We start from the raw sequence: 25,536 nt of genomic DNA, 5'->3' as shown, positions 1-25,536 counted from the left end.
CGCGATCGCTTATGGTGCTCCTACAGACCATGGAGCCTTGCCGATGACATCCACGAACTTCGCCACCTTCCTTTCCAGTGTCGAACCGGAAGCGGGGTCACCCGCGTCCGACCGACTGCTTTCCGGAAATCCGCAGTTCCGGACCTGGAATGTCGAGGAGGCGGACGGTGGCCTTTACGCGGGCGTTTGGGAGTCTACGCCGGGCAAATGGCGGATCGTCTACGACGAGTGGGAATATTTCCACATCCTCGAAGGCTACTCGATCGTGACGGAGGAGGGCGGCGCGCCTGTTCATCTGCGTGCAGGCGACCGGATGGTGTTGAGGCCGGGCTTCAAAGGAACCTGGGAAGTCGTTGAAACGACTCGCAAGGACTACGTTGTCCGGCTGTAGTCACCACGCCAAATCCAGCCGCTCCAGGCCGTGGAAATGGTAGACATCCTTGACGCGCGGCGTCTCCGTCAACCGCAGTCCCGGCAGGCGGCGAAAGAGGATCGGTAGAACCGCATTGAGCTCCAGTCGCGCAAGCGGTGCTCCGATGCAGAAGTGGATGCCGGCGCCGAAGGAGAGGTTGGGCGCTTCCGCACGATCCGGCTTGAAGACGAGCGGTTCCTCGAACTTGAGGGGATCGAGATTGGCGGCGGCGAGGATGAGGCTGACCTTGTCGCCGCGCTTCAGCGAAACCCCATCGATCTCGACGTCCTCCAGCGCCCAGCGCTGGAAAATATGGACAGGCGCACAGATCCTCAACGTTTCCTCGACCGTCCGTTCCGTCCTTGCCTCGTCGCCGAACATCTCGGCTGGAAGAATGCCGCTCTCCAGGATAACGCGTACGGAGTTGCCGATCTGGTGAACGGTGGCCTCGTGGCCTGCATTCAGAAGTACGATGGTGGTCGAGACGAGTTCGTCGTCGGTCAGATTCTGGCCCTTGTGTTCCGTGTGGATCATGTGGCTCAGCAGGTCCTCACGTGGTGTCGCGCGGCGCTCGGCGATCAGCGTCTTCACGTAATCGGCGAACTCCTTCGCTGCCCTGTCGGCCGCAAGCTCGTCCTCGGGCGTGCGCTTGAACATGTAAATGCCGACATAGTCGTGCGACCAGGAGAGTAACTGCGGCCCCATCTCGTCCGGGATGCCGATCATCCGGCCGATCAGCGTCACCGGGATGATGTCGGCGAAGGAAGACAGGAGTTCGGTCCCGCCTTCCTTCTCGAAGCCGTCGATCAGCCGTTCGGCGAGATCGGCGATCTCCGGCCGCAAGCGTTCGATGTTGCGGGAAACGAAGGCGCGGTTGACCATCGTTCGTAGCCGGGTGTGTTCTGGCGGCTCTATCTCCAGCAGCGAGTGGCGCTCGGCAAGGTCGAAGTTGGCCAGATGCGGTTGCGGCTCCGGCAGCCCCAATTCCTCACGGCTGGCGATATGAAGGATCTGCCGGCCGAAGCGCCGGTCGCGCAGGAGCGCGTTGACATGGTCATAGCCAGTGAAGAACCATTGCCTCTGCTCCTCCCAGTAGAACGTCGGACAGTGTTCGTGCAGAAGCGCGTAGACGCGGTTCGGATCGCCGTAGAAGGCGGGGTTGCGGCCGTCGAGCGAGACACGGCGGGTTGCGGGGTCGATGTGGAGAAAGGCGGGCAATGCTGTCATGGCAAAGGCCTACCGCAATCGGGTCGAGTTGTGCAATGTGGAAGCGGTCAGGATGGCGTGGGCACCCCTTGGCCTCACTCGCCGAGAGCGACGCCTTCCCGGCGGGGATCGGCGCTTCCGACAAGGCCTTCCGCCGTGATTTCAATGGCATGCAGGCCGGAATTCATCTCGCCGGTCTTGACCTCGTAACCGAGTGCCTTGAGCGGTTCGGCCATCCCCTCAGCCGGTGTTCCGGCCTCCAGGTCGTAGGTTCCGAAGCGATTGATGAGGTGCGGCATGGCGACGATCTCCTCCACCGGCATCTGCCAGTCGATATAGGCGATCAGCGCCTGCGCGACGTAGCCGATGATCTGGCTGCCGCCGGGCGAGCCGATCGCGAGCAGCGGCTTGCGGTCTTTCATGACGATGGTCGGCGACATCGACGAGCGGGGACGTTTGCCGGGCTCGACACGGTTGGCGACAGGAACGCCGGCATCGTGCGTCTTGAAGGAGAAGTCGGTGAGTTCGTTGTTAAGCAGGAAGCCGTTGGTCATCAGCCGGGAGCCGAAGCCGTTTTCGATCGTCGTCGTCATGGAGACGACGTTGCCTTCGGCATCGACGATGACGAAATGGCTGGTCGAGGGAAGTTCGATCGCTTCACCGTCGCCGAAGAGAAGGGCATGGTCCCATTCCGGCTCACCGGCCTTTGCCCCGTCCTCCGTCAACGCCTTGTCGCCATCGAGAAGCGCTGCGCGCCCGGCGAGATAGTCCTTGCCGAGAAGTCCCTTGATCGGGGAAGGCACGAAGTCGGTATCGCCGAGGTACCGTTCGCGATCGGCGAAGGCGAGACGCTGCGCATCTCCGATGAGGCGCCAGCTCTCCGGGTTGGTCGGGCCGAGCGCCCGGACGTCGAAATTTTCGAGGATGCCGAGCATCTGGCCGATGGCTACGCCACCGGAAGAGGGCGGTCCCATGCCGCAGACATCGAGAGCCCGATAGGTGGCGCAGACCGGCTGGCGTTCCTTGATCCGGTAGGTGTCGAGATCCTCCAGCGAAAGGACGCCCGGATTGCCGGTCGCCTCCCGCACTGTCTTCACCATAGCTTCCGCGATCGGCCCCTTATAGAAAGCGTCTGGACCGTCAGATGCGATTGATTTCAGCGTGTCCGCATAGGGCTGGTTCTTGAGGACGGTGCCGGCCTGGAGCGGAGCACCCGCCTCGTCGAAGAAATACTTGGTCGTGCCGTCATAGGCCTTGAGCTTGTCGCCCTCGGTCGCAACCATCGTCGCCAGACGGGGAGAGACCTCAAAACCCTCCGAGGCCAGTTTGATGGCCGGATCGAAGAGGCTCGCCCATTCCGCCTTGCCGAAGCGGTTGTGGGTCTCGTGCAGCAGCCTGACCGTGCCGGGGGTGCCGACGGAACGTCCTCCGACCACGGCGTTGAAGAATTTGAGTGGCTGTCCCTGGCCGTCGAGGAAGAGCTTCGGCGTCGCTTCCATCGGTGCGGTTTCGCGCCCGTCGAAGGTCGTCAGCCTGCCCGAGGCAGCGTCGTAATAGACGAGGAAGCCGCCGCCGCCGAGGCCTGAGCTCTGCGGCTCGACGAGCCCGAGTACCGTCTGCACCGCAACCATGGCGTCAATGGCATTGCCGCCTTCGGAAAGAACCTTTCGTCCGGCCTCGGCAGCGAGCGGGTTTGCCGCGGCGACCATGAACTTTTTCGCTTCGGCCCGCTGCGCGGCGGTTATGCCGGTCGCCTGTTCCGGAGCAACCGTATCGGACGCCTGCTGTGCCGCAAGCGACCCGGCCGACAGGAGAAGTGAGAAGAATATGCCCGCAACAAATCTCGTCCGCATGGCGCGCTCCCGCATTCACGACAATGTCCACGGGCCGCCCGCCCGTCACTCTGCAATGGGATGTGGGGCAGGCCAGGGCTGCGGCAAGATGCCGGTTTGTGGGTTCAGGAGTTGATCAGACGGATGCGATTGCCGTGACACGACGCAGCGCATTCACCTGTTCGTCCGCATGGAGTTCCAGCGTCATCGCCTTCTGCGACAGCATGGACGCCGACGGGACAATGCAGGGGGTTCCGTCCTTGTCTATTGCACTGCAGTTCCGGCCCGCGTTCTTGGCCGTGTAGAGCGCACGGTCGGCCGCGCTGAGCAGAGCATCGAGATTTGCGGTCACTGACGGCTGCAGGGCGATGCCGGAGCTTGCCGTGACGGCTATCTGATGTCCATTGGAGTTGATCGTCTGGAGAGCGAGTGTCATCCGCAGCCCTTCGGCGATACTGGCCGCTTCGACGAGATCGGCTACACGCAGGATGCTGGCAAATTCCTCACCACCCATGCGGCCGAAGGAGCCACGTCCGCGGAACGAGAGTGCGGCCAGCTGCGAAAAAGCCACCAGAACGGTGTCCCCAGCCTGGTGGCCGTAACGGTCGTTGACCTGCTTGAAGTTGTCGAGGTCGAACTGGAGCAGCGCGATCAACGGCTTGTCGGGCCGGTCTTCCTGCTGCAGGCGGTGGAAATCGCCGATCAGTCCACGTCGGTTGAGTACACCGGTGAGCGGGTCCGTCAGCGCGAGGTCCTTGAGTTTTTGCTCCGACCGGTCCGTGAGCATCTGGGCGCCGGTCAGCACCATGGCTACGAAGCAGAACGCGCCGGGCAGGAGTATGAGAGAGGGTGAGGGGACATTCGAGAACGATGTCGCGGCGGCTGTAGCCGTCACAGCGGCCGTGAGCAGGCTCGCGACAATATGGACGCCAAAAATGCCTGCCAGGATGCGGCGCACCCATTTTGAGCGCTCGCCGTGTCGGAGCAAGAGGGCGATCAGCATGGTGTAGCCGATGCAGGCAGCGACATGGTACAGGATCACTCTCGACGCGAAATCTTCGCGGACGAATGGCAGCAGCATGCCGCCGACCCAGATAAGTGCCGGAATGGCGACATAGGGATCGACGCGCCGACCGTCGAACTGCTGCATGCCCGCAACAATGACCCCGACCGAAGCCAAAGCCATCGTGTTCGCGATCTCGATGGAAATGAAATCCGGAATCTGGCCGCGTAGCCCGGTCAGGATCAGCGCCGTGCCGAACAGGCCGAAACCGACGCTCCAACTGAGGAAGAACATCTGATCGCGCCGATGCATCCACTGCACGAACAGGAGGGCGCAAAGGGTGAGGGCTTGCGCCGCCCAGATGATGAGGCCGGTCAGAATGTCCATGCGAGCGTCCCTTTTTGAATGCGCGGCAGGATCGGTTTACAGGTGAGTCCTTAAAGGCAGGTTGTCAAACAAGGGGAGTACCCGTTGGTCGCCTCCTGTTCAGTGTCGGTTTACCATCTGCAAGCACAAAGTTGTGTGTGTCTTCGGCCTGCTATTTGGCCAACGCGATGCTCTGGTAGTTAAGGATATCGCCGGCTCAGTCTTGAAGTGCGCGGCATTGACACTCTATGTAGGGGTTGACCGATCCCACTTTGATTCTGGGGCTAGATGGCTCCGGCCAAGCGTTGACAAAGGACTGACATGAGAAATCCCGTCGATACCGCCATGGCTCTGGTGCCGATGGTCGTCGAGCAGACCAATCGCGGCGAGCGGTCTTACGACATCTATTCGCGCCTCCTGAAGGAACGCATCATCTTCCTGACCGGCCCGGTAGAGGATCATATGGCGTCCCTGGTCTGCGCTCAGCTTCTCTTCCTCGAGGCGGAAAACCCGAAGAAGGAAATTGCGCTTTACATCAACTCGCCGGGCGGCGTCGTGACTGCCGGCATGGCGATCTACGATACGATGCAGTTCATCCGTCCGGCCGTATCGACGCTCTGCATCGGTCAGGCGGCCTCGATGGGCTCGCTGCTGCTCGCCGCCGGTGAGAAGGGCATGCGCTTCGCAACGCCGAATTCCCGCATCATGGTTCACCAGCCCTCGGGCGGTTTCCAGGGCCAGGCCTCGGATATCGAACGTCATGCTCGTGACATATTGAAGATGAAGAAGCGCCTCAACGAGGTCTACGTGAAGCACACCGGCCGCACCTACGAGGAAGTTGAAAAGACCCTCGACCGCGACCACTTCATGGATTCCGACGATGCGCAGAGCTGGGGCGTCATTGACAAGATCCTGACATCTCGGCAGGAACTGGAAGGCGCCTCCGCGAATTGAGGCGATGTACCGCATTCCCGTCTCACCCCTATGTGACGCTTTCAGGGGTTTCATGAAGACGGGAAAGCGGTATTAGTAACCGTTAATGCTGTGTAGAGCTTTGCTGCATAGCATCTGTTTCTGAGGGGGTTCGTTGCCGCCGATCAGGATGAATGTCCGGAACGGTAGAGTACCCCAGGCAAAGCTGGCACGTTGCACCGCATGGTACCCGTGCCGGCGAGTGAGTGGACCGCTCCCGGCAGCGGGATAGCGGAGTGCTGGAAGGAAAGTGATATGAGCAAGGTCAGCGGCAGCAACGGCGGCGACTCCAAGAATACCCTGTATTGTTCGTTCTGCGGCAAGAGCCAGCATGAAGTCCGCAAGTTGATTGCCGGACCGACGGTGTTCATCTGCGATGAATGCGTCGAACTCTGCATGGACATCATCCGCGAAGAGAACAAGTCTTCGATGGTGAAGTCCCGCGACGGCGTTCCGACGCCGCAGGACATCATCAAAGTCCTTGACGAATACGTAATCGGCCAGAAGCAGGCCAAGCGCGTTCTCTCGGTTGCCGTGCATAACCATTACAAGCGACTGGCGCATGCGTCCAAGGGCGGCGACGTCGAGCTGGCGAAGTCGAACATCATGCTGGTCGGCCCGACTGGCTGCGGCAAGACTTATCTCGCCCAGACGCTCGCCCGCATCATCGACGTGCCGTTCACCATGGCGGACGCCACGACGTTGACCGAGGCCGGTTACGTCGGTGAAGACGTCGAAAACATCATCCTGAAGCTTCTGCAGGCTGCCGACTACAATGTCGAGCGGGCACAGCGCGGCATCGTCTACATCGACGAGGTCGACAAGATCTCCCGCAAGTCCGACAACCCGTCCATTACCCGCGACGTATCGGGCGAAGGCGTTCAGCAGGCACTTCTGAAGATCATGGAAGGCACGGTTGCTTCCGTTCCTCCGCAGGGTGGCCGCAAGCATCCGCAGCAGGAATTCCTGCAGGTCGACACGACGAACATCCTGTTCATCTGCGGCGGCGCGTTCGCGGGCCTCGACAAGATCATCTCCGCACGCGGCGAGAAGACCTCGATCGGCTTCGGCGCCACGGTGAAGGCCGAGGACGACCGCCGGGTTGGCGAAGTTCTTCGCGAACTCGAGCCGGAGGATCTGGTGAAGTTCGGTCTCATTCCGGAATTCATCGGCCGTCTGCCGGTTCTGGCGACGCTCGAGGACCTGGATGAGGATGCCCTGATCCAGATTCTGTCGGAGCCGAAGAACGCTCTGGTCAAGCAGTACCAGCGCCTGTTCGAGATGGAAGATGTGGAACTTACCTTCCACGAGGACGCGCTTCGCGAGATTGCCAAGAGGGCGATCACGCGCAAGACGGGTGCTCGCGGTCTGCGTTCGATCATGGAGAAGATCCTTCTCGATACGATGTTCGAACTGCCGGCGCTCGAAGGTGTCCGCGAGGTCGTCATCTCCGAGGAGGTTGTTCGGGGTACCGCACGTCCGCTCTACATCTATGCGGACCGACAGGACGAGAAGGCGAACGTTTCCGCCTGATCGCCAGGATATGGATTATTGGAAAGAGGCCCCTTGCGGGCCTCTTTTCGTATTCGGGCTGGCGCAGGAAGAGCGTTGTGGGCGGCCAAGGTTTGTCCTTCGTTTCGCTTTGTTTAGAGGATATGGTTGATGTTCGGGATTCGGTTAGCCGAGCCCCATGACGGCTTTGCCGTACAGCATCGCTTGAAGTCTGTTGTGTCCAGTGTGTATGCGTTTTCGCTCGCTGTTCATCGCCGCCCCGAAAGGCGGGCGCATGGCTGGCGAGCCTTGAAATCAACAGTTGCGCACTCCACTTTGGGCTCAAGTGGACGCCCCGGATATCTGATCTGGGGACGAATCCCGGCAACGGGATATGGAAAGGAAGAAGAATGACGAATTCAACGTCTGTGGCACCCGGCAGCGATACCTTCCCGGTCCTGCCCCTGCGCGACATTGTGGTGTTTCCTCACATGATCGTGCCCCTGTTCGTTGGACGGGAGAAATCCATTCGCGCGCTGGAAGAAGTGATGGGCTCCGACAAGCAGATCATGCTCGTCACCCAGATCAATGCCGGTGACGATGATCCCGAGCCCTCGGCCATCTACAAGGTTGGCACGGTTGCAAATGTTCTTCAGTTGCTGAAACTTCCCGACGGAACCGTGAAGGTGCTGGTCGAAGGCCGCGCACGCGCGCAGATCGAGAGCTACACGGACCGCGAAGAATTCTACGAGGCCACGGCAGGCGTGCTGTCCGAGCCCGAGGAAGATCCGGTTGAAGTCGAGGCGTTGTCCCGCTCGGTGGTTTCCGAGTTCGAGAACTACGTCAAGCTGAACAAGAAGATATCGCCTGAAGTGGTTGGCGCCGCGAGCCAGATCGAGGACTACTCGAAGTTGGCCGACACGGTCGCCTCGCATCTGTCGATCAAGATCACCGAAAAGCAGGAAATGCTCGAGACCGTCAGCGTCAAGGGCCGCCTGGAAAAGGCGCTCGGCTTCATGGAAGGTGAGATTTCGGTCCTTCAGGTCGAGAAGCGCATCCGCTCGCGCGTCAAGCGCCAGATGGAGAAGACGCAGCGCGAATACTACCTCAATGAGCAGATGAAGGCGATCCAGAAGGAGCTCGGCGACGGCGAGGAAGGCCGTGACGAGATGGCCGAACTGGAGGAGCGCATCTCCAAGACGAAGCTTTCCAAGGAGGCCCGCGAGAAGGCGGATGCCGAGATGAAGAAGCTGCGTCAGATGAGCCCGATGTCTGCGGAGGCCACGGTTGTTCGCAACTATCTCGACTGGCTTCTGTCGATTCCGTGGAACAAGAAGTCCAAGATCAAGACCGATCTGAACAACGCCGAGAAGGTTCTCGAACTGGACCACTTCGGCCTGGACAAGGTCAAGGAGCGCATCGTCGAGTATCTCGCGGTGCAGGCTCGTGCCACCAAGATCAAGGGCCCGATCCTTTGCCTCGTCGGTCCTCCCGGCGTCGGCAAGACCTCGCTTGCGCAGTCGATTGCCAAGGCGACCGGGCGTGAGTACGTCCGCATGGCACTTGGTGGCGTTCGCGACGAGGCAGAAATCCGCGGTCACCGCCGCACCTATATCGGCTCGATGCCTGGCAAGGTCATCCAGTCGATGAAGAAGGCGAAGAAGTCGAACCCGCTCTTCCTTCTCGACGAGATCGACAAGCTGGGCCAGGACTATCGCGGTGATCCGTCATCGGCTCTGCTTGAGGTGCTCGACCCGGCGCAGAACTCGACGTTCATGGACCACTATCTGGAGGTCGAGTACGATCTTTCCGACGTGATGTTCATTACGACGGCGAATACGCTCAACATCCCGGCCCCGCTGATGGACCGCATGGAGATCATCCGCATCGCCGGCTACACGGAAGAAGAGAAGCTTGAAATCGCCAAGCGTCACCTTCTGCCGAAGGCGATCAAGGAACATGCGCTGCAGCCGAACGAGTTCTCGGTCGGCAACGATGCCCTGATGTCGATCATCCAGCAGTACACCCGCGAAGCCGGCGTTCGTAATCTCGAGCGCGAACTGATGAAGCTCGCCCGCAAGGCGGTTACCGAGATCATCAAGGGCAAGACGAAGTCGGTTGATGTCACGGCCGCCAACATCAACGACTATCTCGGCGTACCGCGTTTCCGCCACGGCGAAGCCGAAGGCGAGGATCAGGTCGGTGTCGTTACGGGTCTGGCCTGGACCGAGGTCGGTGGCGAACTGCTGACGATCGAAGGCGTGATGATGCCGGGCAAGGGCCGCATGACGGTAACCGGCAACCTGCGGGATGTGATGAAGGAGTCAATTTCTGCGGCGGCGTCCTACGTCCGCTCGCGTGCAGTCGACTTCGGCATCGAGCCGCCGCGCTTCGACAAGTCGGACATTCACGTCCACGTGCCGGAAGGCGCTACCCCGAAGGATGGTCCTTCGGCCGGCGTTGCCATGGCGACGGCGATCGTCTCGATCATGACCGGCATTCCGGTCGACAAGAATGTGGCCATGACCGGGGAAATCACCCTGCGTGGCCGCGTGCTGCCGATCGGTGGGTTGAAGGAGAAGCTGCTTGCAGCTCTTCGTGGTGGCATCAAGAAGGTTCTGATCCCGGAAGAGAATGCCAAGGATCTGGCTGAGATTCCGGACAACGTGAAGAACGGAATGGAGATCATCCCGGTCTCCAGGATGGGTGAGGTGATCGAGCATGCGCTGGTTCGCAAGCCGGAACCGATCGAATGGGACGGCTCCATCGAGACGCCCGTAATCGCCACGGTCGAGGGGGCGGACGACACGGGAACCACCATCGCCCATTAGACGGTGCTGTTGCACACCGCCCAAAGAGGCACAATCTGAAAAAAAAGCCGGCGTTAAGCCGGCTTTTTTGGTGAAAATGTAGCGATCCCCCTTGTTTTTCAGGCGTTGGCGAGGCTTCTGGCTTGCGAAGGCCTGCCGCCGAACTATTGTCGGGCCGGATAACTTGAGTCGTTTCAAAACCAATTGAAAGGGGTGGAAACATGAATAAGACTGAACTCGTTACCGCTGTTGCTGAGAAGGCTGGTCTCTCTAAGGCTGATGCCGCATCTGCAGTCGACGCTGTTTTTGATACTGTTCAGGGCGAACTGAAGAACGGCGGAGATCTCCGTCTGGCCGGTTTCGGCAGCTTCTCGGTTTCGCGTCGTGAAGCCTCCAAGGGCCGCAACCCGTCGACCGGCGCCGAAGTCGACATCCCGGCACGCAACGTGCCGAAGTTCTCGGCCGGCAAGGGTCTCAAGGACGCCGTTAACGGCAAGTAAGCGACTGCCTCACGGCAACCTGCTTCAGATTTTGAAGGTCCGGGTTCGCCCGGACCTTTTTTATTGCGCCAGTATCGCTGTTTTGAGCCTGTCATTCTGCTGTCATCCGCCTGTCATGCCGATGGCGCAGAAGCCCTCTGTCACCTTAAGGACAGGGGAGAGCTTTCAATGATATTTTCAGTTCGTGCTGCGTTGACCGCGGTGCTTCTGGCATCGGTCGCTGCACCGGCTGGCGCCGAGCAGATCTTCAATCGCATCGCATCCTTTCCGGTTGCGAGCAATCTGCCGGAAGGCAAGGACAAGCTGACCGCGACGTCCTCCGAAATCATCACCGCCAGCGATGACGGCAACACGCTGATCTATTCCGACAGCCCGCTCGGCGCGATTGGCTTCATCGACATTACCGATCCCAGGGCTCCGAAGGGGTTGGGGTCGCTGGCTTTCGAAGGCGAACCCAATTCGGTTGCAGCCGCCGGTCCTAAGGTACTGGTCACGATCGACCAGACCGAAGACCTGACCAGACCGGCCGGCCAGCTTGCCGTGGTCGACCTGGCCGGCAAGACGATCGAAGGTTCCTGCGACCTGGGCGGTCAGCCGGATTCCGTCGTGGTTTCGCCAGACGGCTCCTTTGCTGCAATCGCCATCGAAAACCAGCGTGACGAGGAACTCAACGACGGTGCCCTGCCGCAGCTTCCCGCCGGCGAATTGCTGATCCTGTCTCTCGATAACGGTGTTCCAGCCTGCGACAGCATCAAGCGCGTCGATCTCACCGGCCTTGCGACGGTCGCCCCGGAAGATCCGGAGCCGGAATTCGTCAACATCAATGCCAACGGCGAGATCGCCGTCACGCTGCAGGAAAACAACCACGTCGTCATCGTCAACAGCAAGACCGCCGAGGTGACGGCTCACTTCACGGCCGGGACCGTTGATCTCGACGGGGTCGATACAAAGACGGACGGTGCGCTCAGCTTCACCGGCAAGCTCGACGCCGTGCCGCGCGAACCCGATGCGGTCAAATGGCTCGGCACCGATCGTCTCGTGATCGCCAACGAGGGTGACTACAAGGGCGGCTCGCGCGGTTTCACCATCTTCGACCGTTCCGGCAAGGTTCTCTATGAGGCCGGCACCTCACTGGAGCATGCGATCGCCCGGATCGGTCACTTCCCGGAAAAGCGCGCCAAGAACAAGGGCATCGAGCCTGAAGGCATGGAAGTGGCAGTCTTTGGCGACCAGCAGTATTTCTTCGTGCTCTCCGAGCGCGGCTCTGTCGTTGCCGTCTACAAGGATACCGGTGGCGAGCCTGAGCTTGTGCAGCTTCTGCCGTCGGGCGTTTCCCCGGAAGGTGCTGTTGCCATTCCGGGACGCAATCTTCTCGCCACTGCCAACGAAACCGATCTCGGCGAAGATGGCGGCGCTCGCTCGCATGTCATGCTCTACGAACTGGCCGAAGGCGAGAAGGCCTATCCGACGCTCGTCTCCAACGACATCGACGGCAAGCCGCTCGGCTGGGGCGCTCTTTCCGGCCTCGTCGGGGACGCAGAAAAGGACGGTATCCTCTATGCCGTCAGCGATAGCGTCTATGCCATGCAGCCATCGATCTTCACCATCGACGCCACGAAGAAGCCTGCGGAGATCACCGATGTTCTGCGCGTGACCCGCAATGGCCAGCCCGCTCAGAAGCTTGATATCGAGGGTATCGCGCTCGACGGCAAGGGCGGCTTCTGGCTCGCCTCGGAGGGAGATTCCTCCAAGCTCGTCGGCCACGGCCTCTATAACGTCAACGCCAAGGGTGAGATCAAGGCAGAGATCGGCCTGCCGGCCGAGTTGCTTGCCGGCGAAACCCGTTTCGGCTTCGAAGGGGTCACGACGATCGGCGAAGGTGACGACATGACGCTTTGGATGGCCGTCCAGCGCGAGTGGAAGGACGACCAGAAGGGAACCGTCAAGCTGGTTTCCTACCATCCGAAGTCGAAGGAGTGGGGTGCCGTGCGCTACCCGCTCGACAAGGTCGAGCAGGGCTGGATCGGCCTGTCCGAAATCACGGTACGGGGTGATCATGCCTATATCGTCGAGCGCGACAACCAGATCGGCGATCAGGCCAGGATCAAGAAGCTCTATCGGGTTGCGATCGCAGACATGAAGCCGGGCAAGCTCGGTGAGGACCTGCCGCTCGTCGCCAAGGAAGAGGTTCACGACTTCATCCCGGACCTGCAGGCCGCAACCAATGGCTATGTCGTCGACAAACTGGAAGGCTTCGCTTTCGACAAGGCTGGCAAGGCTTTCGCAGTCACCGACAATGACGGTGTGGACGATAGCTCCGGTGAGACGCTGTTCTTCCCGGTTGCGCTCGAGCTTACCAACTGATCAGTCGCTGGACGATGGAAAAGGCCGGGCTTCGTACCCGGCCTTTTTCTTTTGAGCGGTCGCCCTGACTACCAGCGTTGATGCACATGCGGAGCGATCAGCCGCGCATAGACTTCCTTCGTGGCCGTCATCACGTCGGCCGACAATGGAGCAAGGTCGGCAGCCGTAGCGTTGGCGCGTGCCTGCTCGGCATTGCGCGCACCCGGGATGACCACCGTCACCGCCTCGTTCATCAGGATCCACTTCAGTGCAAAGGCAGCCATCGAGGCGCCCGGTGGCACGAGCTTGCGCACCTCCTCGACCGCCTGCAGCCCCACTTCGAACGGGACGCCCGCAAAGGTTTCGCCGACATCGAAGGCTTCGCCATGGCGGTTGAAATTGCGATGGTCGTCCGTGGCGAAGGCGGTATCGCGGGTGATCTTGCCGGAGAGGAGGCCACTCGCCAGCGGTACGCGCACGATGACCCCGATCTGCCGACGCCTGGCTTCCTTGAAGAACAGGTCTGCAGGGCGCTGGCGGAATATGTTGTAGATGATCTGGATGCTGACGACGTCCGGATACTCGATTGCCTTCAGCGCCTCCTCGACCTTCTCGACGCTGACGCCGTAGTTGCGGATCTTGCCGGCCTTGCGCAGGTCGTCCAGCGCGCCGAAGACCTCGGGACGGTAGAGCGCTTCGGTCGGCGGGCAGTGCAACTGCACCAGATCGAGGCTGTCGACGCCCAGATTTGACAGACTGCGATCGACGAAGGCTTCGAGATTGGCCTTGGTGTAGCCATCGGCATTGTGCGGGTTGAGCCTGCGACCTGCCTTCGTCGCGACCATCGGACGGTTGCCGCCACGGGCTTTAAGCACGCTGGAGATGATCTTTTCCGAGCGGCCGTCGCCATAGACATCCGCCGTATCGATGAATGTCACGCCGGCATCGAGCGCCGCTTCGAGGGCTGCCCGACCTTCGGCTTCGCTGACGTCGCCCCAGGAGCCGCCGATCTGCCAGGCGCCGAAGCCGACTTCACTGACGGTGAACGATGTACGCCCGAACGGGTGCAGCCTCATTGTCTTCCTCCCAACGATATCCACAGGCTTGCCGGGCGGGCGCTTTCGCCATGCCCGGCATTTGCCTAAAACACCTTTTCCAGTCCGCCGACAAAGGCAAGCGATTCGATGTCATCCTTTTCATTCATCCATGCTGCCGACCTTCATCTCGGAAGTCCTTTCCAGGGGCTGGCGATGAAGGATGCGGCGATCGCGGACCTTTTCATGGAGGCGAGCCGCAGGGCTTTTTCCGCGCTCGTCGATCAGGCGATAGAACGGCAGGTCGATTTTTTCCTCGTCGCGGGCGATGTCTATGACGGCGACTGGAAGGACAACAAGATCGGCCTGTTCTTCAACCGCGAGGTGGCGCGACTGGAGCGTGCGGGGATCCCGGTCTTCCTTCTCAAGGGTAATCACGACGCCGAAAGCGTCATCACCAGGACGATCACGCTGCCAAAGAACGTGCGTGAGTTTCCGGTCAACAAGCCGGGAACGTTCACGCTGGATCATTTGAAGGTGGCGCTGCACGGGCAGGGCTTTGCCGAACGGTCCGCGACCGAAAACCTGGCCCTGGCCTATCCGCCGCTTCAGGCCGGCTGGTTCAATATCGGCGTGCTGCACACATCGCTTACCGGCCGGGAGCCGCACGCCCCTTACGCGCCGTGTTCGGTCGATGACCTGCGTTCGCGCGGCTACGACTACTGGGCGCTGGGGCACGTCCACGACTTTGAAATCGTGGCGGAAGATCCGCTGGTTGTCTTCCCGGGTAACCTGCAGGGCCGCAGCATCCGCGAGCAGGGTGCCAAGGGCGCCGTGCTCGTGACGGTCGAGGACGGGCGGATAACCCACGAGCGGATCATCACCGACAGTGCGCGCTTCGCCGAAACCGCTGTAGTTGTGGAGCCCGAGGATGACCTGCCGGCGATCCTGCGGCGGATCGAGAATGCCCTGGAGAATATTGCTGATGTGATGCAAGGCCGGCCGCTGGCGCTGCGCATCCGCCTGACCGGCAGGAGCCGCTACCGCCACGAACTGCTCGCCCGCGCCCAGGATTTTCGGGACGAGGCGCAGGCGGCATGCCACCGCTGCCATGAGGACATCTGGCTGGAAAAGGTCGAGGTGCGCCTGGAGGATGCCAGGGGCGACGGTTCTCCCGAGGTGGGAGGCCAACTCGGCCTGGACGGGCTCCTGTGTCTCGACAGCGCGTCGCCGGAGCTGTTGGCCGAGGCCGAGGCCAAGATCGCCGAGATCGCCGCGCGCCTGCCGGGCGGATTGGGAGCCCATGAGCTTGCCCTTGGCGACCATGCGCAAGCACTTCTGGCGGAAGCGCGGGAACTGCTGATTGGCCGAGCCGGAGGTACTCGCTAGATGCGCTTCGAACGTCTCGATATCCTTCGCTACGGCGCCCTGACCGACCGCAGCCTGGCGTTCCGGCCGGATGCGCAGCTGCACATCATCTACGGCCCGAACGAGGCTGGAAAATCGTCCGCGCTGTCCGCTATCTCCGACCTCCTGTTCGGCTTCCCGACGGCCGCGCAGTACAGTTTCCAGCATGACCCTGCCACCTTGCGCGTGGGCGCTGCCATCGCCTCGCAGGCCGGATCGCAATTGGCCTTTCGGCGCCGCAGGGGACGCAAGAGCACGCTTCTTGCCGAAAGCGATGCCGAGGAGGCGCTATCCGATGATGCGCTGACGCATTTTCTGGGCACGCTCAGTCGCGATGTCTTCGAGCGGGCTTTCGGCCTGAACTCTGCCTCGCTGCGCGCTGGTGGCGAAAGCATGCTGAAGAGTGGCGGCGAGATCGGAAGCCTGCTGTTTTCCGCGGCCTCGGGCCTCACCGGGCTTGCCGACATGCGCAAGCAGCTGGAAGCCGAAGCCGACACTATCTACGCGCCGCGCCGTTCCAAGGACCGGCTGTTCTATCAGGCATTGGACAGCCATGAGGAGGCCCGCAAAGCCGAACGCGAGAACGAGCTGAAATCAGGCGATTGGAAGAAGATCGTCGCCGAGCAGAACGAGCTGGAGACGGAGCTCGACGGCGTGCTCGCCGAACGGCGAGATAAAAAGCGGACGCTCGACAGCCTGCGCATGCTGCAGCGGCTCGATCCGATCATCCGCGAGATCGACCGGGAACGCGATCTGCTGAGCGAATTCGAATCGCTTGCCGATCTGCCGGCAGATTTCGAGGCACGCCTCGCGTCCGTGCTGGACAGATCGCGTGAAAACGAAGCGGCCCGCCGACGCGCGGAAACGGAGAACGGCCGGCTTGCTGACGATATCGCCGCCGTGCACGTCAACGATCCGCTGCTTTCCGCCTCTGCCGCCATTATGTCAGGGCATTCGGGTATCGGCGCTTACGTGAATGCGCGCAACGATATCGGCCGCGTTCGCGCCGAGGTGGAAGATTTCGACCAGCGGCTGGCGCAAGCCGCTCGTCGTCTGGGATTGGCGAGTGCCGGCGATCTTGAAAATCGCCAGCCGCCGGACGCTGATCTTGCGCACCTCCGGTCTCTGGTGGAGGAGGGGACGAACCTCGACCGGACGCTGCGCGAGGTTCGCCAGCGAATCGAGGAACAGCATGACGGGTTGCGCCGCACGCAGGGGAATGCGGACGCCAGGCGGGCCATCGATCCCAAGCCATGGACGGACCAGTTGGCCGCGCTGCAATCGGAGCTGTCTGAACTCCAGCGCATCGAGGCCTTGCAGGTCCGGCTGAACCGCGCACGTTCCGATCTCGCGACAGGGGCGGGGCGGCTTGAGCCGGCGGTTGAGGATGTCGGTGCGCTGTCCTCCGTTCCATTGCCGGATGTCGCCGCGCTCTCGAACCATCGGCGGACGATCGATGAAGCGCGGGGCCATGCGAAAAGTGCCGCTTCAAAGGTTGGCACCCTGGAGGAGGATGCAGCTGGGGTGGAGCATCAGCTTGTAGCGCTGGAAGGCGTAGACCGGATCGTCTCACGTCAGGATCTGGCGGTGAGTCGCGCCGAACGCGACGCGGCATTGGAGATGGCTCGGAAGGAGCCAAAGCCGGCCGGCTTCGATCGCCTGGCGGCGGCCATTGTCGATGCCGACCGCCTTGCTGATGCGGCGTTGGGCGACGCCGAACGGGTTACCCGCCATGCGCAGCTGACGCTGCGGCGAAACGAACTGGGGCAGAGCCTGAAGGCGGCCGGGAAGGACGCCAGGCAGGCTGATATCGCCCTTTCGGATGCCCTGACGGATTACGAGGATGGTTTCCGCTCGGCCGGCATTCATCCAGTGTCCCCGGAGCGGATGATCGAATGGCGGCGTGCCGTGGAAGAACTCTTCCGGCAGCTGCGGGAGATCGATCAGATCCAGGACGAGATGGACGCTCTTAAGCTGAAGGACGAGAAAGTGCGGCCGGTGTTGCTGGCCCTGGCAGATGGCATCGGTCTGGCGGCCGTTGCGCTTCCGACCGCCGCCATCGGACGCGGTTTGGAGCGCCGCTTGGCGGAAATCGGCCAGGAATGGCTGGACAGTCGCTCCAGCGAGACGAAGCGGCTGATGGCGGAAGAGGCTATCGGCCGGCTGGAAGAGCGCGAGCGAAACCTGCTCGACGAAATCGGAAGCTGGCAATCGAAATTCTCGGCGGCGGTCCAGACCGCAGGGCTGGGCGAAGATGCAGGCCCGGCCATGGCGCTGGCAGCGCTCGAAGCCTGGCGCACCGTACCGGATCTTCTTGCCGAGCGGCAGAACCGCCAGCGCCGTGTCCACGGCATGATGCGTGACATGGACGTTTTCGAGGAGGCAGCCGGCAACCTAGTCACGACAGTGGCTCCCGATCTTGCCGGTATTCCTTCGGATGTCGCGGTCGGGCTGCTTCATGAACGTCTGCTTGCGGCGACCGCGGAGAACAAGCATCGTGCGGCGCTTTCCGCCGAACTGGAGCGGACAGAATCGGCGCTGGCCCGACTGAAGGTCGAGCAAGAGGGACTTTCCATCGAGATGGTGGAGATCGCCGAGCACCTGTCCATGCAGCCGGGTGATCTTTCCCAGGTGCTGGAGGACCTGCATCAGCGGCATCGGCTGGACAATGCGTTGAGACAATGCCGGGAGCGCTTTGCCGAACAGGCGGATGGCTCCTCGGAAGAGGAGGTGCGCGCGGCGCTCTCAGGCTTCGATCGGGTTGCGACGGGGTTGGAAGTCGAGCGGCTCGTTGCCGAGGAGGATCGGCTGGTCGAGCGCATGAACGCCCTCGGGATTGCCCAGGCCGACAACGAACGGCGGCGCCGCGAGCTGGAGACGGGTGTCGGTGCCGAACGCGCCGTCTTCCAGAAACTGGCCGCCGAAACCGAGGCAAAGGATCTGGCACGTCGCTGGGTGGTGCTGAAGCTCGCCGCAAGCTTGCTCTCGTCCTCGATGGAAGCCTATCGCGAACAACAGGCCGATCCGGTGATGAAAAGGGCAGGGGAGCTTTTTGGCGGGCTGACGGGCGGGCGATTCGCGCGCCTGCTGCAGCTCTACGACGAGCGCGACGAGCTGCAGCTTGCCGTCGAGCGGCAGGGCGGCGAGCAGGTGCCGCTGACGGGGTTGAGCGAAGGCACCGGCGACCAGCTCTATCTCGCGCTGCGTCTCGCTTTCCTGGAGGATTACTGCCGTCGCAACGAGCCGGCGCCGCTCGTTCTCGACGACATCTTCCAGACCTTCGACGACGAACGCACCGCCGCCGGCCTTCGTACGCTGGCTGCCGCCGGCAGCACGCACCAGACGCTGCTCTTCACCCACCAGATGAGCGTGGTCGATACGGCGACGCGGGAACTGGGCGCGTGCGTGGACGTGGTTCGGCTTTAGAGGGAGAGGGAGAGGGACACACCGGCGACGCCAGTGTGTGAAAGGCGCTTTGATGCGATCGAGCAGCGGTAGTCTCGGGCGATGCGACGGGCTTTTCGCCCGGATACCGGAAGAGCGCCGGGCCGGATACCGGAATGTCTAGGTTGGGAACACGAGCCGGACTTGTGTCGCCCGACTGATTCTTTCGGGCAGGTTGCACGGCACAGCGTCACGATGGGCTAAATGCCTTACGGTGCAGGGCTTCAATGATTTCAATGAGGAATGGTGGGCGATGACGACCCACCGCTTTGCAAGTTTTCCAATGGTTTAGCTTCGATTGAGACAATCGAGATTGTTGAGCGAAAACAGTCGCCGGCAATTCGTTGTGTCTCATCTTTTCGGGTCGCTGTAATCGTCTTGGCTGGCGCGGCGCGCTATGCACGATAGACCCGAACTTCCGTCCAAGACAGATTTCGCCGTCGCCTTCAAAGCCCTCGCTCTTGTGCGTGGTTTGTCTGGCGATGCTAAGACCGTCGGCGCAGTCATCCTCTCCCACTTCAACGCCACCACAGGGCAGTGCGATCCCGGCACTGAGCGGCTGATGTCGAGGGCAGGCGTTGCTAAGCGAACAGTTATTAACGCAACCAACGAGCTTAATAAGCGCGGCTTGATCGTGAAGACGCGGTATGGCGGCAATGGTTTCAGATCCAGCTATCAGCCTCAATGGGCTGCCTTCCGCGCTATCGTTTCCGACTTCGAAAACGCAGATAAGGTCGAAAAGCAAGTGCAAGAACGTGCACCTGCTAAGTGCAAGAACGTGCACCTAGCTAGTGCAGAACCGTGCACCCTAACTCATATAAGAAACTCACCTAAGGAACTCACTGACAGCGACGGTGATCGTGGAAACGATCAGATCGATCCTGTTCGCACGGCCTCACCGTCGATGATTGCCGCGAGGGTGAATGGGCTTGTGAGGGAGAGTTTGCGGGGAGTTCATTCGTCACATCGAGCGCCACCTTCGGTTGCAACTGCTGTGGCTGCAGCTTCTGAACGTCTGGCTGCGCAGATAGGCGGCCTGAGCGACACGATGCGGGCGAGGCTGGCGGATGTCGTCGATGGGGGCATGAGAGCGGCGGCGGTGATCGAGGAGCAGAAGCGAAAGGGCTCTGGCCTGCATTACTTGATCGATCGCGTCCAGTCCGTCGCCCCATGGTAGTCCCCGGCAGGGTCATGAGGCTTGCTCTGCCACGCGCGCGCGGCCCGCCGGCCGGGGGGTGGGTCGAAAGTCTCAATGCCTCTCGACCGCACACCGGCGTCATCCCTTTGTTCGCAACGAGTTGTAATTGAAAGCAAAAAGCCACCATGAATACTGATCAGAAAGCTACCGAACACCACTTCGACATCATCCGGGCCGAAATGGATGCAGGTCTGCGGCGGCTCCAAGCAGCCGGCGCGACGGTCGAGGATGTTGCCTCCCAGCTTGTTAAAGTTGGTGTCGCTCTGTCACTCGCTGGGATCGGACCAACGGCGACGTTGCGCGGCCTCTTCGCCCAAGCGCAGCAGCTCCGCGAAGAATTCCCCGAAGAAGCGATCGCAGCCGATCGTTTGAACAAGTTGGCGTGCCTGCCTGTGGAAGGTTCCGCCTGATCGGCTTGCGGCCGAATCATTCTTCGCGTATTTGTTGCTTTGTTCGTATCGCCGCTGGGATGAGGTCCCTTTGAGCGAGAGAACCTTTCCGATCGGCAGGCTGAGGGCCACGCGCGTCGGGCAAAGCAACTGGATTTAACCCCACTGTTGCGGTGCTCATGCGCGTTAGCTGGTGCCGCTCGAAAAGGTCTCAAAAATGAAAATCTCTTCTTCCCGACAACTGAACATCCGGCAGCACGCTGACGCCGCGCTCAGGGCCATTGGCTCCCGTGACGTTAAGCTTTACCAGCCCTGTGAGCGCTCATGGAGCGATCTTTGCCAGGACGCGCGATCCATCAAGGATGGCGCACGGTCACTGGCTGCGAAGCTGGAAGGCGATGCCGCAGTGGAGCACGCTACCGAAATCGAAGACGCGTTCAATGGCCTGATGGAGGTCTATGACGCCATCGAGAAAGAGCGGGATCGCCGTAACAAGCTCGGCTATAAAGATGCTTGGCCGGGCGGGAGAGATCCTCGCCGGCCTGTAGGCGACGACATTGACGGCGATGATGACGATGACGATGACGGTCAATTCTCGTCTCGTTCTGAGCCGGCGGGAGGTAATCGCGAAGCTCGCACGAACGTCTTGACGCCAAACTTGCGGATGGTTGATTGGCAGCGCCACCAGAACAGCAACGCACAGTCCCGCCTTCCGGATCTCGGCAGTTATCTTCGCTCGATGGTTTTAGGCGCGAAAAACGAGACTGAGCGGCGCGCGCTGATGGAGGGATCCGACTCGGCTGGCGGATATACCGTTCCCGATCGACTTTCCGCTGAGCTTATCGACCGTATGCGCGGCATGTCCGTCGTCAACAGGGTCGGTGCTGTCACCGTGCCGCTGACCAGTAACAAGCACACCATCGCGAAGATTGTTGATGATCCAGAGCCACAGTTCCGTGGTGAAGGCGACGAGGTGCACGAATCGGGAGTAACATTCGGCCCCGTTGTTTTCGCGCCGAAGATGCTGGCGGTAATGGTCCGCGTTACTCGCGAACTTCTGGAAGACAGCTTGAACATCGGGACTGCCTTGCCGGATCTTCTGGCGAAGAAAATGGCGGAAAAGCTTGACCGCGTTGCGTTTCTCGGTTCAGGCACCGACAGCGAGCCGCGCGGCGTAATCAACTTTCAGAACCTGACCGACACTACAGGCTTTGCGGCCGGCGCTCCGAAGGTGATGAGCGATTATCTTCCATTTGTGCGCGCCCGTACCGCCTTGCGGCAGGTAAATGCTGATGTCTCTGCTTACGTCATGGGTGTCCGTGAGGAGGGTGCGTTGGCCGAGTTCAAGGACACGACCGGCCAGCCTCTGCAGCCGCCGAAGCTGATCGCAGACGTTCCGATGTATTCCACCAATGACATTCCGAGTAATAGCGGCCCTGGCAATAACGAGAGCGTTATTATCGCCGGCGACTGGCGAAAGCTGATGATCGGTATGCGTAACGAGATCACCATTGAAGTTCTCAGAGAACGGTACGCCAGCACCATGGAAGTAGGTTTCCTGTGCTGGATGCGCTTCGACATCGCCGCTGAACACGAGCAGGCTTTCACTGTTCTCAGGAACATCATTCCGGATGGCTACGAGGTCGCCGCACCTGCGGGCTGAGGCCGGGCATGTAAAATCCGCCGCGTGAGCTGATCGGCGGCGGCTAGGACAAGGCGTGAGTGTCCTAGGTCATAGAAACAACCGCGCCCGCCCGCCGATCACGTTTTTCCTTACGGGTCGGCGGGCAATCAATCCTAAAATGGTGAGCAAGATGGAACGCGAAGTTAGAAGCTTTATGCCCGCCAATGTGCGCGCTGAAGGCAACGCAATCAAAGTGAGCGGCTATGCTGCTGTTTTCAACGAGGAAACAGACATCGGCGGCTATTTCCGCGAAGTGATCGTTCCGGGGGCTTTCTCAGAAGCGATCGGCCGCGACGATGTTGTCTTTCTAATCAATCACGAAGGTCTGCCGATGGCGCGCACGCGCTCCGGCACTTTGAAGCTATCGGAGGATCGGAAAGGTCTTTTCATAGAGGCCGAACTCGACCCCGAAGATCCTGATGTGAAAGCAATCGTTCCGAAGATGAGGCGTGGCGATCTAGATAAGATGTCGTTCGCCTTCTGGCCGGAATCGCAGGATTGGGATGATACCAAAGACCCGCCACTGCGTAGCGTACGGAAAGCCCGCCTCTATGATGTCTCGATCGTGACCACGCCGGCCTATGAGGGAACGGAAATTGGCCTTCGCAGTCTCAAGCAGCACAGAGACGCGGCCCAGATGGTTTCAGCTGGCTTGTTCGCGATCCGTCGCAGGGTTCGCGCCGAATTGCTTCGGCTGATGGACTGAAAGCACTAAAATTAGGAGGTAATAATGGCAGTCACGCTCGACGAATTGCGCGCGACGATGCGCATGGAACTAAACCCCTTCATTAAAGACCTGCAGAAGGTCAGCGGCGTGACGGCGCGGACGGCCAAACAGGTGGAGAACACCTGGAACGCTACGAACCGTCGGCTGGACAACGTAGGTCGTGGGATGGCGGCTAGCTTGGCAACTCCGCTGCTTGGAATCGGTGCGGCGCTCTCTGTTGATTCCGTCGCTCACTACGCCGATGCCTGGACAGACGCGAAAAACGCCCTTGCAGTAGCCGGTGTCGTTGGCGAGCAGCAGGTTGCGGTTCTAGATCGGCTGTATCGGTCTGCGCAGGACAACTCCGCGCCCTTGGGTGCGATGGCTGATCTGTTCGGGAAAGCGGCGCAGGCGAGCGATAATCTTGGCGCGAGCCAAGCCGAACTGCTCAAGTTCTCTGACGGTGTGGGGGTGGCGCTGCGGGTAGCCGGGACGTCGGCGGGTGCTGCTTCCGGCGCGTTGACACAGCTCGGGCAGCTTTTGGGGCAAGCCCGCGTGCAGGCGGAAGAGTTCAATTCTATCAACGAAGGCGCGCGGCCGATCCTGATCGCTGTGGCGAACGGCCTCGATGAGGCCGGCGGCTCGGTTTCCAAGCTGAAAGAGCTTGTGAATGACGGCAAGGTCTCCGGACAGCAATTCTTTCAGGCTTTTCTGACCGGCCTTCCTTTTATTCAAAAGATGGCCGCAAACGCTACCCAGACGATCGATCAGGGTGTGACGAAGGTCAACAACGCTTTCATGCGTTACATCGGCCAGACCGACGAAAGCCTTGGCGCAAGCCAGCGCCTGGTTGTCGGGTTGAACGCACTCGCGGATAATTTCGATGCGACGGCAGATATCGTCCTTAAGCTCGCCAGCGTCATTGCGGGCGCTTTGGTTGGGCGCTCGATTGCCGGCATGATCGCGAGCCTTGGTCTAGGGACTGCGGCGCTCCTTCGGTTCGTTGCGGCGGCTCGCGCTGCTGCTACGATATCCGGCCTCTCGGTGGCGATGGGCGGGCTATCGGTTGCGGCGGGGCCGATCGGCGCTGTCATAGGGGTGGCGGCGGTGGGTGCGTTGGCGCTCTTTGCTTCGTCTTCTGATGCGGCGGGTGAGGGGGCTGACGACTTTGCCGAGCGGCTTGAGAACATGGGGGCGGCGGCGACAGATGCTGCAGCTAAAACGGATGCTGCCGGAAAGCGGATCAATGAAGCGATCGTAAACAAGCTGACACAACAGGTTTCTGACGCGACGGTCGAGATCGATGAGGCGAAGGGCGCTGTTCTCGACCTCTTCGACGCCCTCTTCCGCAACGTTGATAGCGACACAATATCGCCGCAGCAGCTTGCGCAGCTTGATGAACTGAAACGCGGGCTGGATGAGGGCGGAACAAGCGCCGCAGATGTAAAAAATGCGCTCTACCAACTAGCAAACTCCAATCCGGATTTTCAGGCGCTGGCCGATGCGTTTGGGCCTCTGCTCGATCGAATGTCCGAAGTGGTCGCGGGCGCGAAAGCCATCCGTGAGCAACTGGCGGACGCGAGTCGATCGACGCTTTCAGACGAGCAGATGGCCGGCTACCGGCAGTATGCCAAGTCACGGCAGGATGGCGAAGAAATGCTTCGCCTCGGCCGGGCATATGCTGATGAGGCCAAGCGCGAAAACACGTTGAGTAAGGAGCAACTGGCCGTTGAGAAGGAAATCGCTTCCATTCGTAAAGACCTTGCGGACAAGGGCGGCTTCCTGCCTGACGATCAAATCAACGCCCTGGCGGCTTCAAACGTCGCTGCGGCCGACGGCCGGCGGAAATCGGGCGGCGGCTCGAAATCGGTAAAGCAGACGGCGGATAGCCGTTTTGACGCCGATATTCAGGCGGTGCGCGATCGAACGGCGGCGCTGATCGAAGAGCAGACGATTATTAGCCTCGGCTATCGCGAGCAGGAAAAGCGCCGCATGGCGCTCGATCTCGAACAGTCGGCGCTTGCCGATCTGCGCGAAGAGGCCCGCCGCAAGGGCCAAACCGATCTGGAATCTATCCGGCTCTCTGCGGCGCAGCGGGCGAAGATTGATGAAGCGTCGGAAGCGTATTCCCGACAGGCCGACGCGCTGCGGCAGGTTGAGGAGGCGCAGGGGCGGGCGGAAGATGCCGCACGCGAGTTCTATGACTCGTTCAAGTCCAACGTCCTGGACGCGGTGACCGGGGCAAAGAGCTTGAAAGATGCGCTGGTCAGCGTGGCGAAGCAGCTCGGTTCAATGCTGCTTAGTCGCGGCTTTGATCAGCTCTTCCAGCCGGCTTCCGGCGGTTCGGGCGGCGGCTTGTTCGGCGGGATCTTCAACGCGATTGGCGGGTTGTTCCGTGCCAACGGCGGCCCGGTTCGAAAGGGGCAGCCCTACATCGTAGGGGAGCGTAAGGCGGAATTGTTCGTTCCGGATCAAAACGGCCGGATTGTCCCGCAGGTTCCTAACCCACCTAAGCTGCCGGATGCTTCGCAGATGCGCGGCGGGGTCGGCAATCTCTCGATCGACGCCCGCACCACGATCCAAGCGAGCGGGAATGCTCAAACGGATGCTGAAATGCGTGCGTGGGCGGCGAAGCGGGATGCTGAGCTGCCGAGCCAAGTCCTCCGCATTTACAAAGAGCATGTCCGCAGAGGGAATATTTAGTGGAATTGGCGCAGGGTGGTGGGGAAATTCCCCACC

17 protein-coding genes are annotated in these 25,536 nt (G+C 61.0%); 13 read left to right on the top strand and 4 right to left on the bottom strand.

The genetic code is table 11. The annotated features are described in order from the left end of the window. Positions 1-43: 43 nt before the first annotated feature. The gene (locus LH464_RS04970) at positions 44-391 is read left to right on the top strand and encodes a cupin domain-containing protein (RefSeq protein WP_226785262.1); all 348 of its coding nucleotides are present in this window, start codon (positions 44-46) and stop codon (positions 389-391) included. On the opposite strand, the gene LH464_RS04965 is transcribed toward LH464_RS04970, so the two are convergent. From LH464_RS04965 to LH464_RS04955, 3 genes are all read right to left on the bottom strand, one after another. Then, positions 392-1,639, bottom strand: a complete 1,248-nt coding sequence (locus LH464_RS04965; RefSeq protein WP_226785261.1) for a cytochrome P450 — start codon at positions 1,637-1,639, stop codon at positions 392-394. It abuts the gene before it with no gap. A gap of 74 nt (positions 1,640-1,713) precedes the next feature. After that, positions 1,714-3,471 carry a gamma-glutamyltransferase gene (gene ggt / locus LH464_RS04960; protein WP_226785260.1) on the bottom strand — a complete coding sequence of 586 codons (1,758 nt, stop codon included), beginning with the start codon at positions 3,469-3,471 and terminating at the stop codon, positions 1,714-1,716. Between the two features lie 115 nt (positions 3,472-3,586). After that, positions 3,587-4,840 (bottom strand): GGDEF domain-containing protein, encoded by a 1,254-nt coding sequence (locus tag LH464_RS04955; RefSeq protein WP_226785259.1) that lies wholly within the window; start codon positions 4,838-4,840, stop codon positions 3,587-3,589. Positions 4,841-5,140: 300 nt separating this feature from the next. Here LH464_RS04955 and clpP point away from each other — a divergent pair, with 300 nt between their 5' ends. The 5 genes from clpP (at position 5,141) to LH464_RS04930 (ending at position 12,956) form a co-directional block, all read left to right on the top strand. Beyond that, positions 5,141-5,773 carry an ATP-dependent Clp endopeptidase proteolytic subunit ClpP gene (gene clpP, locus LH464_RS04950; RefSeq protein WP_226785258.1) on the top strand — a complete coding sequence of 211 codons (633 nt, stop codon included), beginning with the start codon at positions 5,141-5,143 and terminating at the stop codon, positions 5,771-5,773. A 273-nt stretch (positions 5,774-6,046) separates the two neighbouring features. Then, positions 6,047-7,324 carry an ATP-dependent Clp protease ATP-binding subunit ClpX gene (clpX, locus tag LH464_RS04945; RefSeq protein ID WP_226785257.1) on the top strand — a complete coding sequence of 426 codons (1,278 nt, stop codon included), beginning with the start codon at positions 6,047-6,049 and terminating at the stop codon, positions 7,322-7,324. A gap of 368 nt (positions 7,325-7,692) precedes the next feature. Then, entirely contained in the window at positions 7,693-10,113 is a 2,421-nt protein-coding gene (lon, locus tag LH464_RS04940; protein ID WP_226785256.1) for an endopeptidase La, read from the top strand. Between the two features lie 200 nt (positions 10,114-10,313). After that, positions 10,314-10,592, top strand: a complete 279-nt coding sequence (gene hupB, locus LH464_RS04935) for a DNA-binding protein HupB (RefSeq protein WP_226785255.1) — start codon at positions 10,314-10,316, stop codon at positions 10,590-10,592. Between the two features lie 168 nt (positions 10,593-10,760). Beyond that, positions 10,761-12,956 carry an esterase-like activity of phytase family protein gene (locus LH464_RS04930; protein ID WP_226785254.1) on the top strand — a complete coding sequence of 732 codons (2,196 nt, stop codon included), beginning with the start codon at positions 10,761-10,763 and terminating at the stop codon, positions 12,954-12,956. A 68-nt stretch (positions 12,957-13,024) separates the two neighbouring features. Here LH464_RS04930 and LH464_RS04925 read toward each other — a convergent pair whose 3' ends face one another. Then, positions 13,025-14,011, bottom strand: coding sequence for an aldo/keto reductase (locus tag LH464_RS04925; RefSeq protein WP_226785253.1), 987 nt, complete (start codon positions 14,009-14,011; stop codon positions 13,025-13,027). A 108-nt stretch (positions 14,012-14,119) separates the two neighbouring features. Between LH464_RS04925 and LH464_RS04920 the strand changes: the two genes are divergently transcribed. The 7 genes from LH464_RS04920 (at position 14,120) to LH464_RS04890 (ending at position 25,500) form a co-directional block, all read left to right on the top strand. Further along, positions 14,120-15,358: a metallophosphoesterase family protein gene (locus LH464_RS04920; protein WP_226785252.1), complete on the top strand. Its 1,239-nt coding sequence runs from the start codon at positions 14,120-14,122 to the stop codon at positions 15,356-15,358. Beyond that, a complete protein-coding gene (locus LH464_RS04915; protein WP_226785251.1) occupies positions 15,359-18,802 on the top strand; it encodes a YhaN family protein in 3,444 nt (1,147 codons plus the stop codon). A 415-nt stretch (positions 18,803-19,217) separates the two neighbouring features. After that, the gene (locus LH464_RS04910) at positions 19,218-19,997 is read left to right on the top strand and encodes a helix-turn-helix domain-containing protein (protein WP_226785250.1); all 780 of its coding nucleotides are present in this window, start codon (positions 19,218-19,220) and stop codon (positions 19,995-19,997) included. A 146-nt stretch (positions 19,998-20,143) separates the two neighbouring features. Further along, positions 20,144-20,428 (top strand): hypothetical protein, encoded by a 285-nt coding sequence (locus LH464_RS04905; protein WP_226785249.1) that lies wholly within the window; start codon positions 20,144-20,146, stop codon positions 20,426-20,428. Positions 20,429-20,600: 172 nt separating this feature from the next. After that, positions 20,601-22,070: a phage major capsid protein gene (locus LH464_RS04900; RefSeq protein WP_226785248.1), complete on the top strand. Its 1,470-nt coding sequence runs from the start codon at positions 20,601-20,603 to the stop codon at positions 22,068-22,070. 151 nt (positions 22,071-22,221) lie between these two features. Then, on the top strand, positions 22,222-22,797 hold the full coding sequence (locus LH464_RS04895) for an HK97 family phage prohead protease (RefSeq protein WP_226785247.1): 576 nt from the start codon (positions 22,222-22,224) through the stop codon (positions 22,795-22,797). Positions 22,798-22,821: 24 nt separating this feature from the next. Further along, the gene (locus tag LH464_RS04890; RefSeq protein ID WP_226785246.1) at positions 22,822-25,500 is read left to right on the top strand and encodes a tape measure protein; all 2,679 of its coding nucleotides are present in this window, start codon (positions 22,822-22,824) and stop codon (positions 25,498-25,500) included. Positions 25,501-25,536 lie beyond the last annotated feature (36 nt).

Origin of the sequence: Pseudorhizobium xiangyangii, assembly GCF_020531965.1 — a bacterium.
Lineage (GTDB): Bacteria > Pseudomonadota > Alphaproteobacteria > Rhizobiales > Rhizobiaceae > Neorhizobium > Neorhizobium xiangyangii.
The sequence above is the reverse complement of the archived record's forward strand: the minus strand, read 5'-3'. Positions and strand labels throughout refer to the sequence as shown.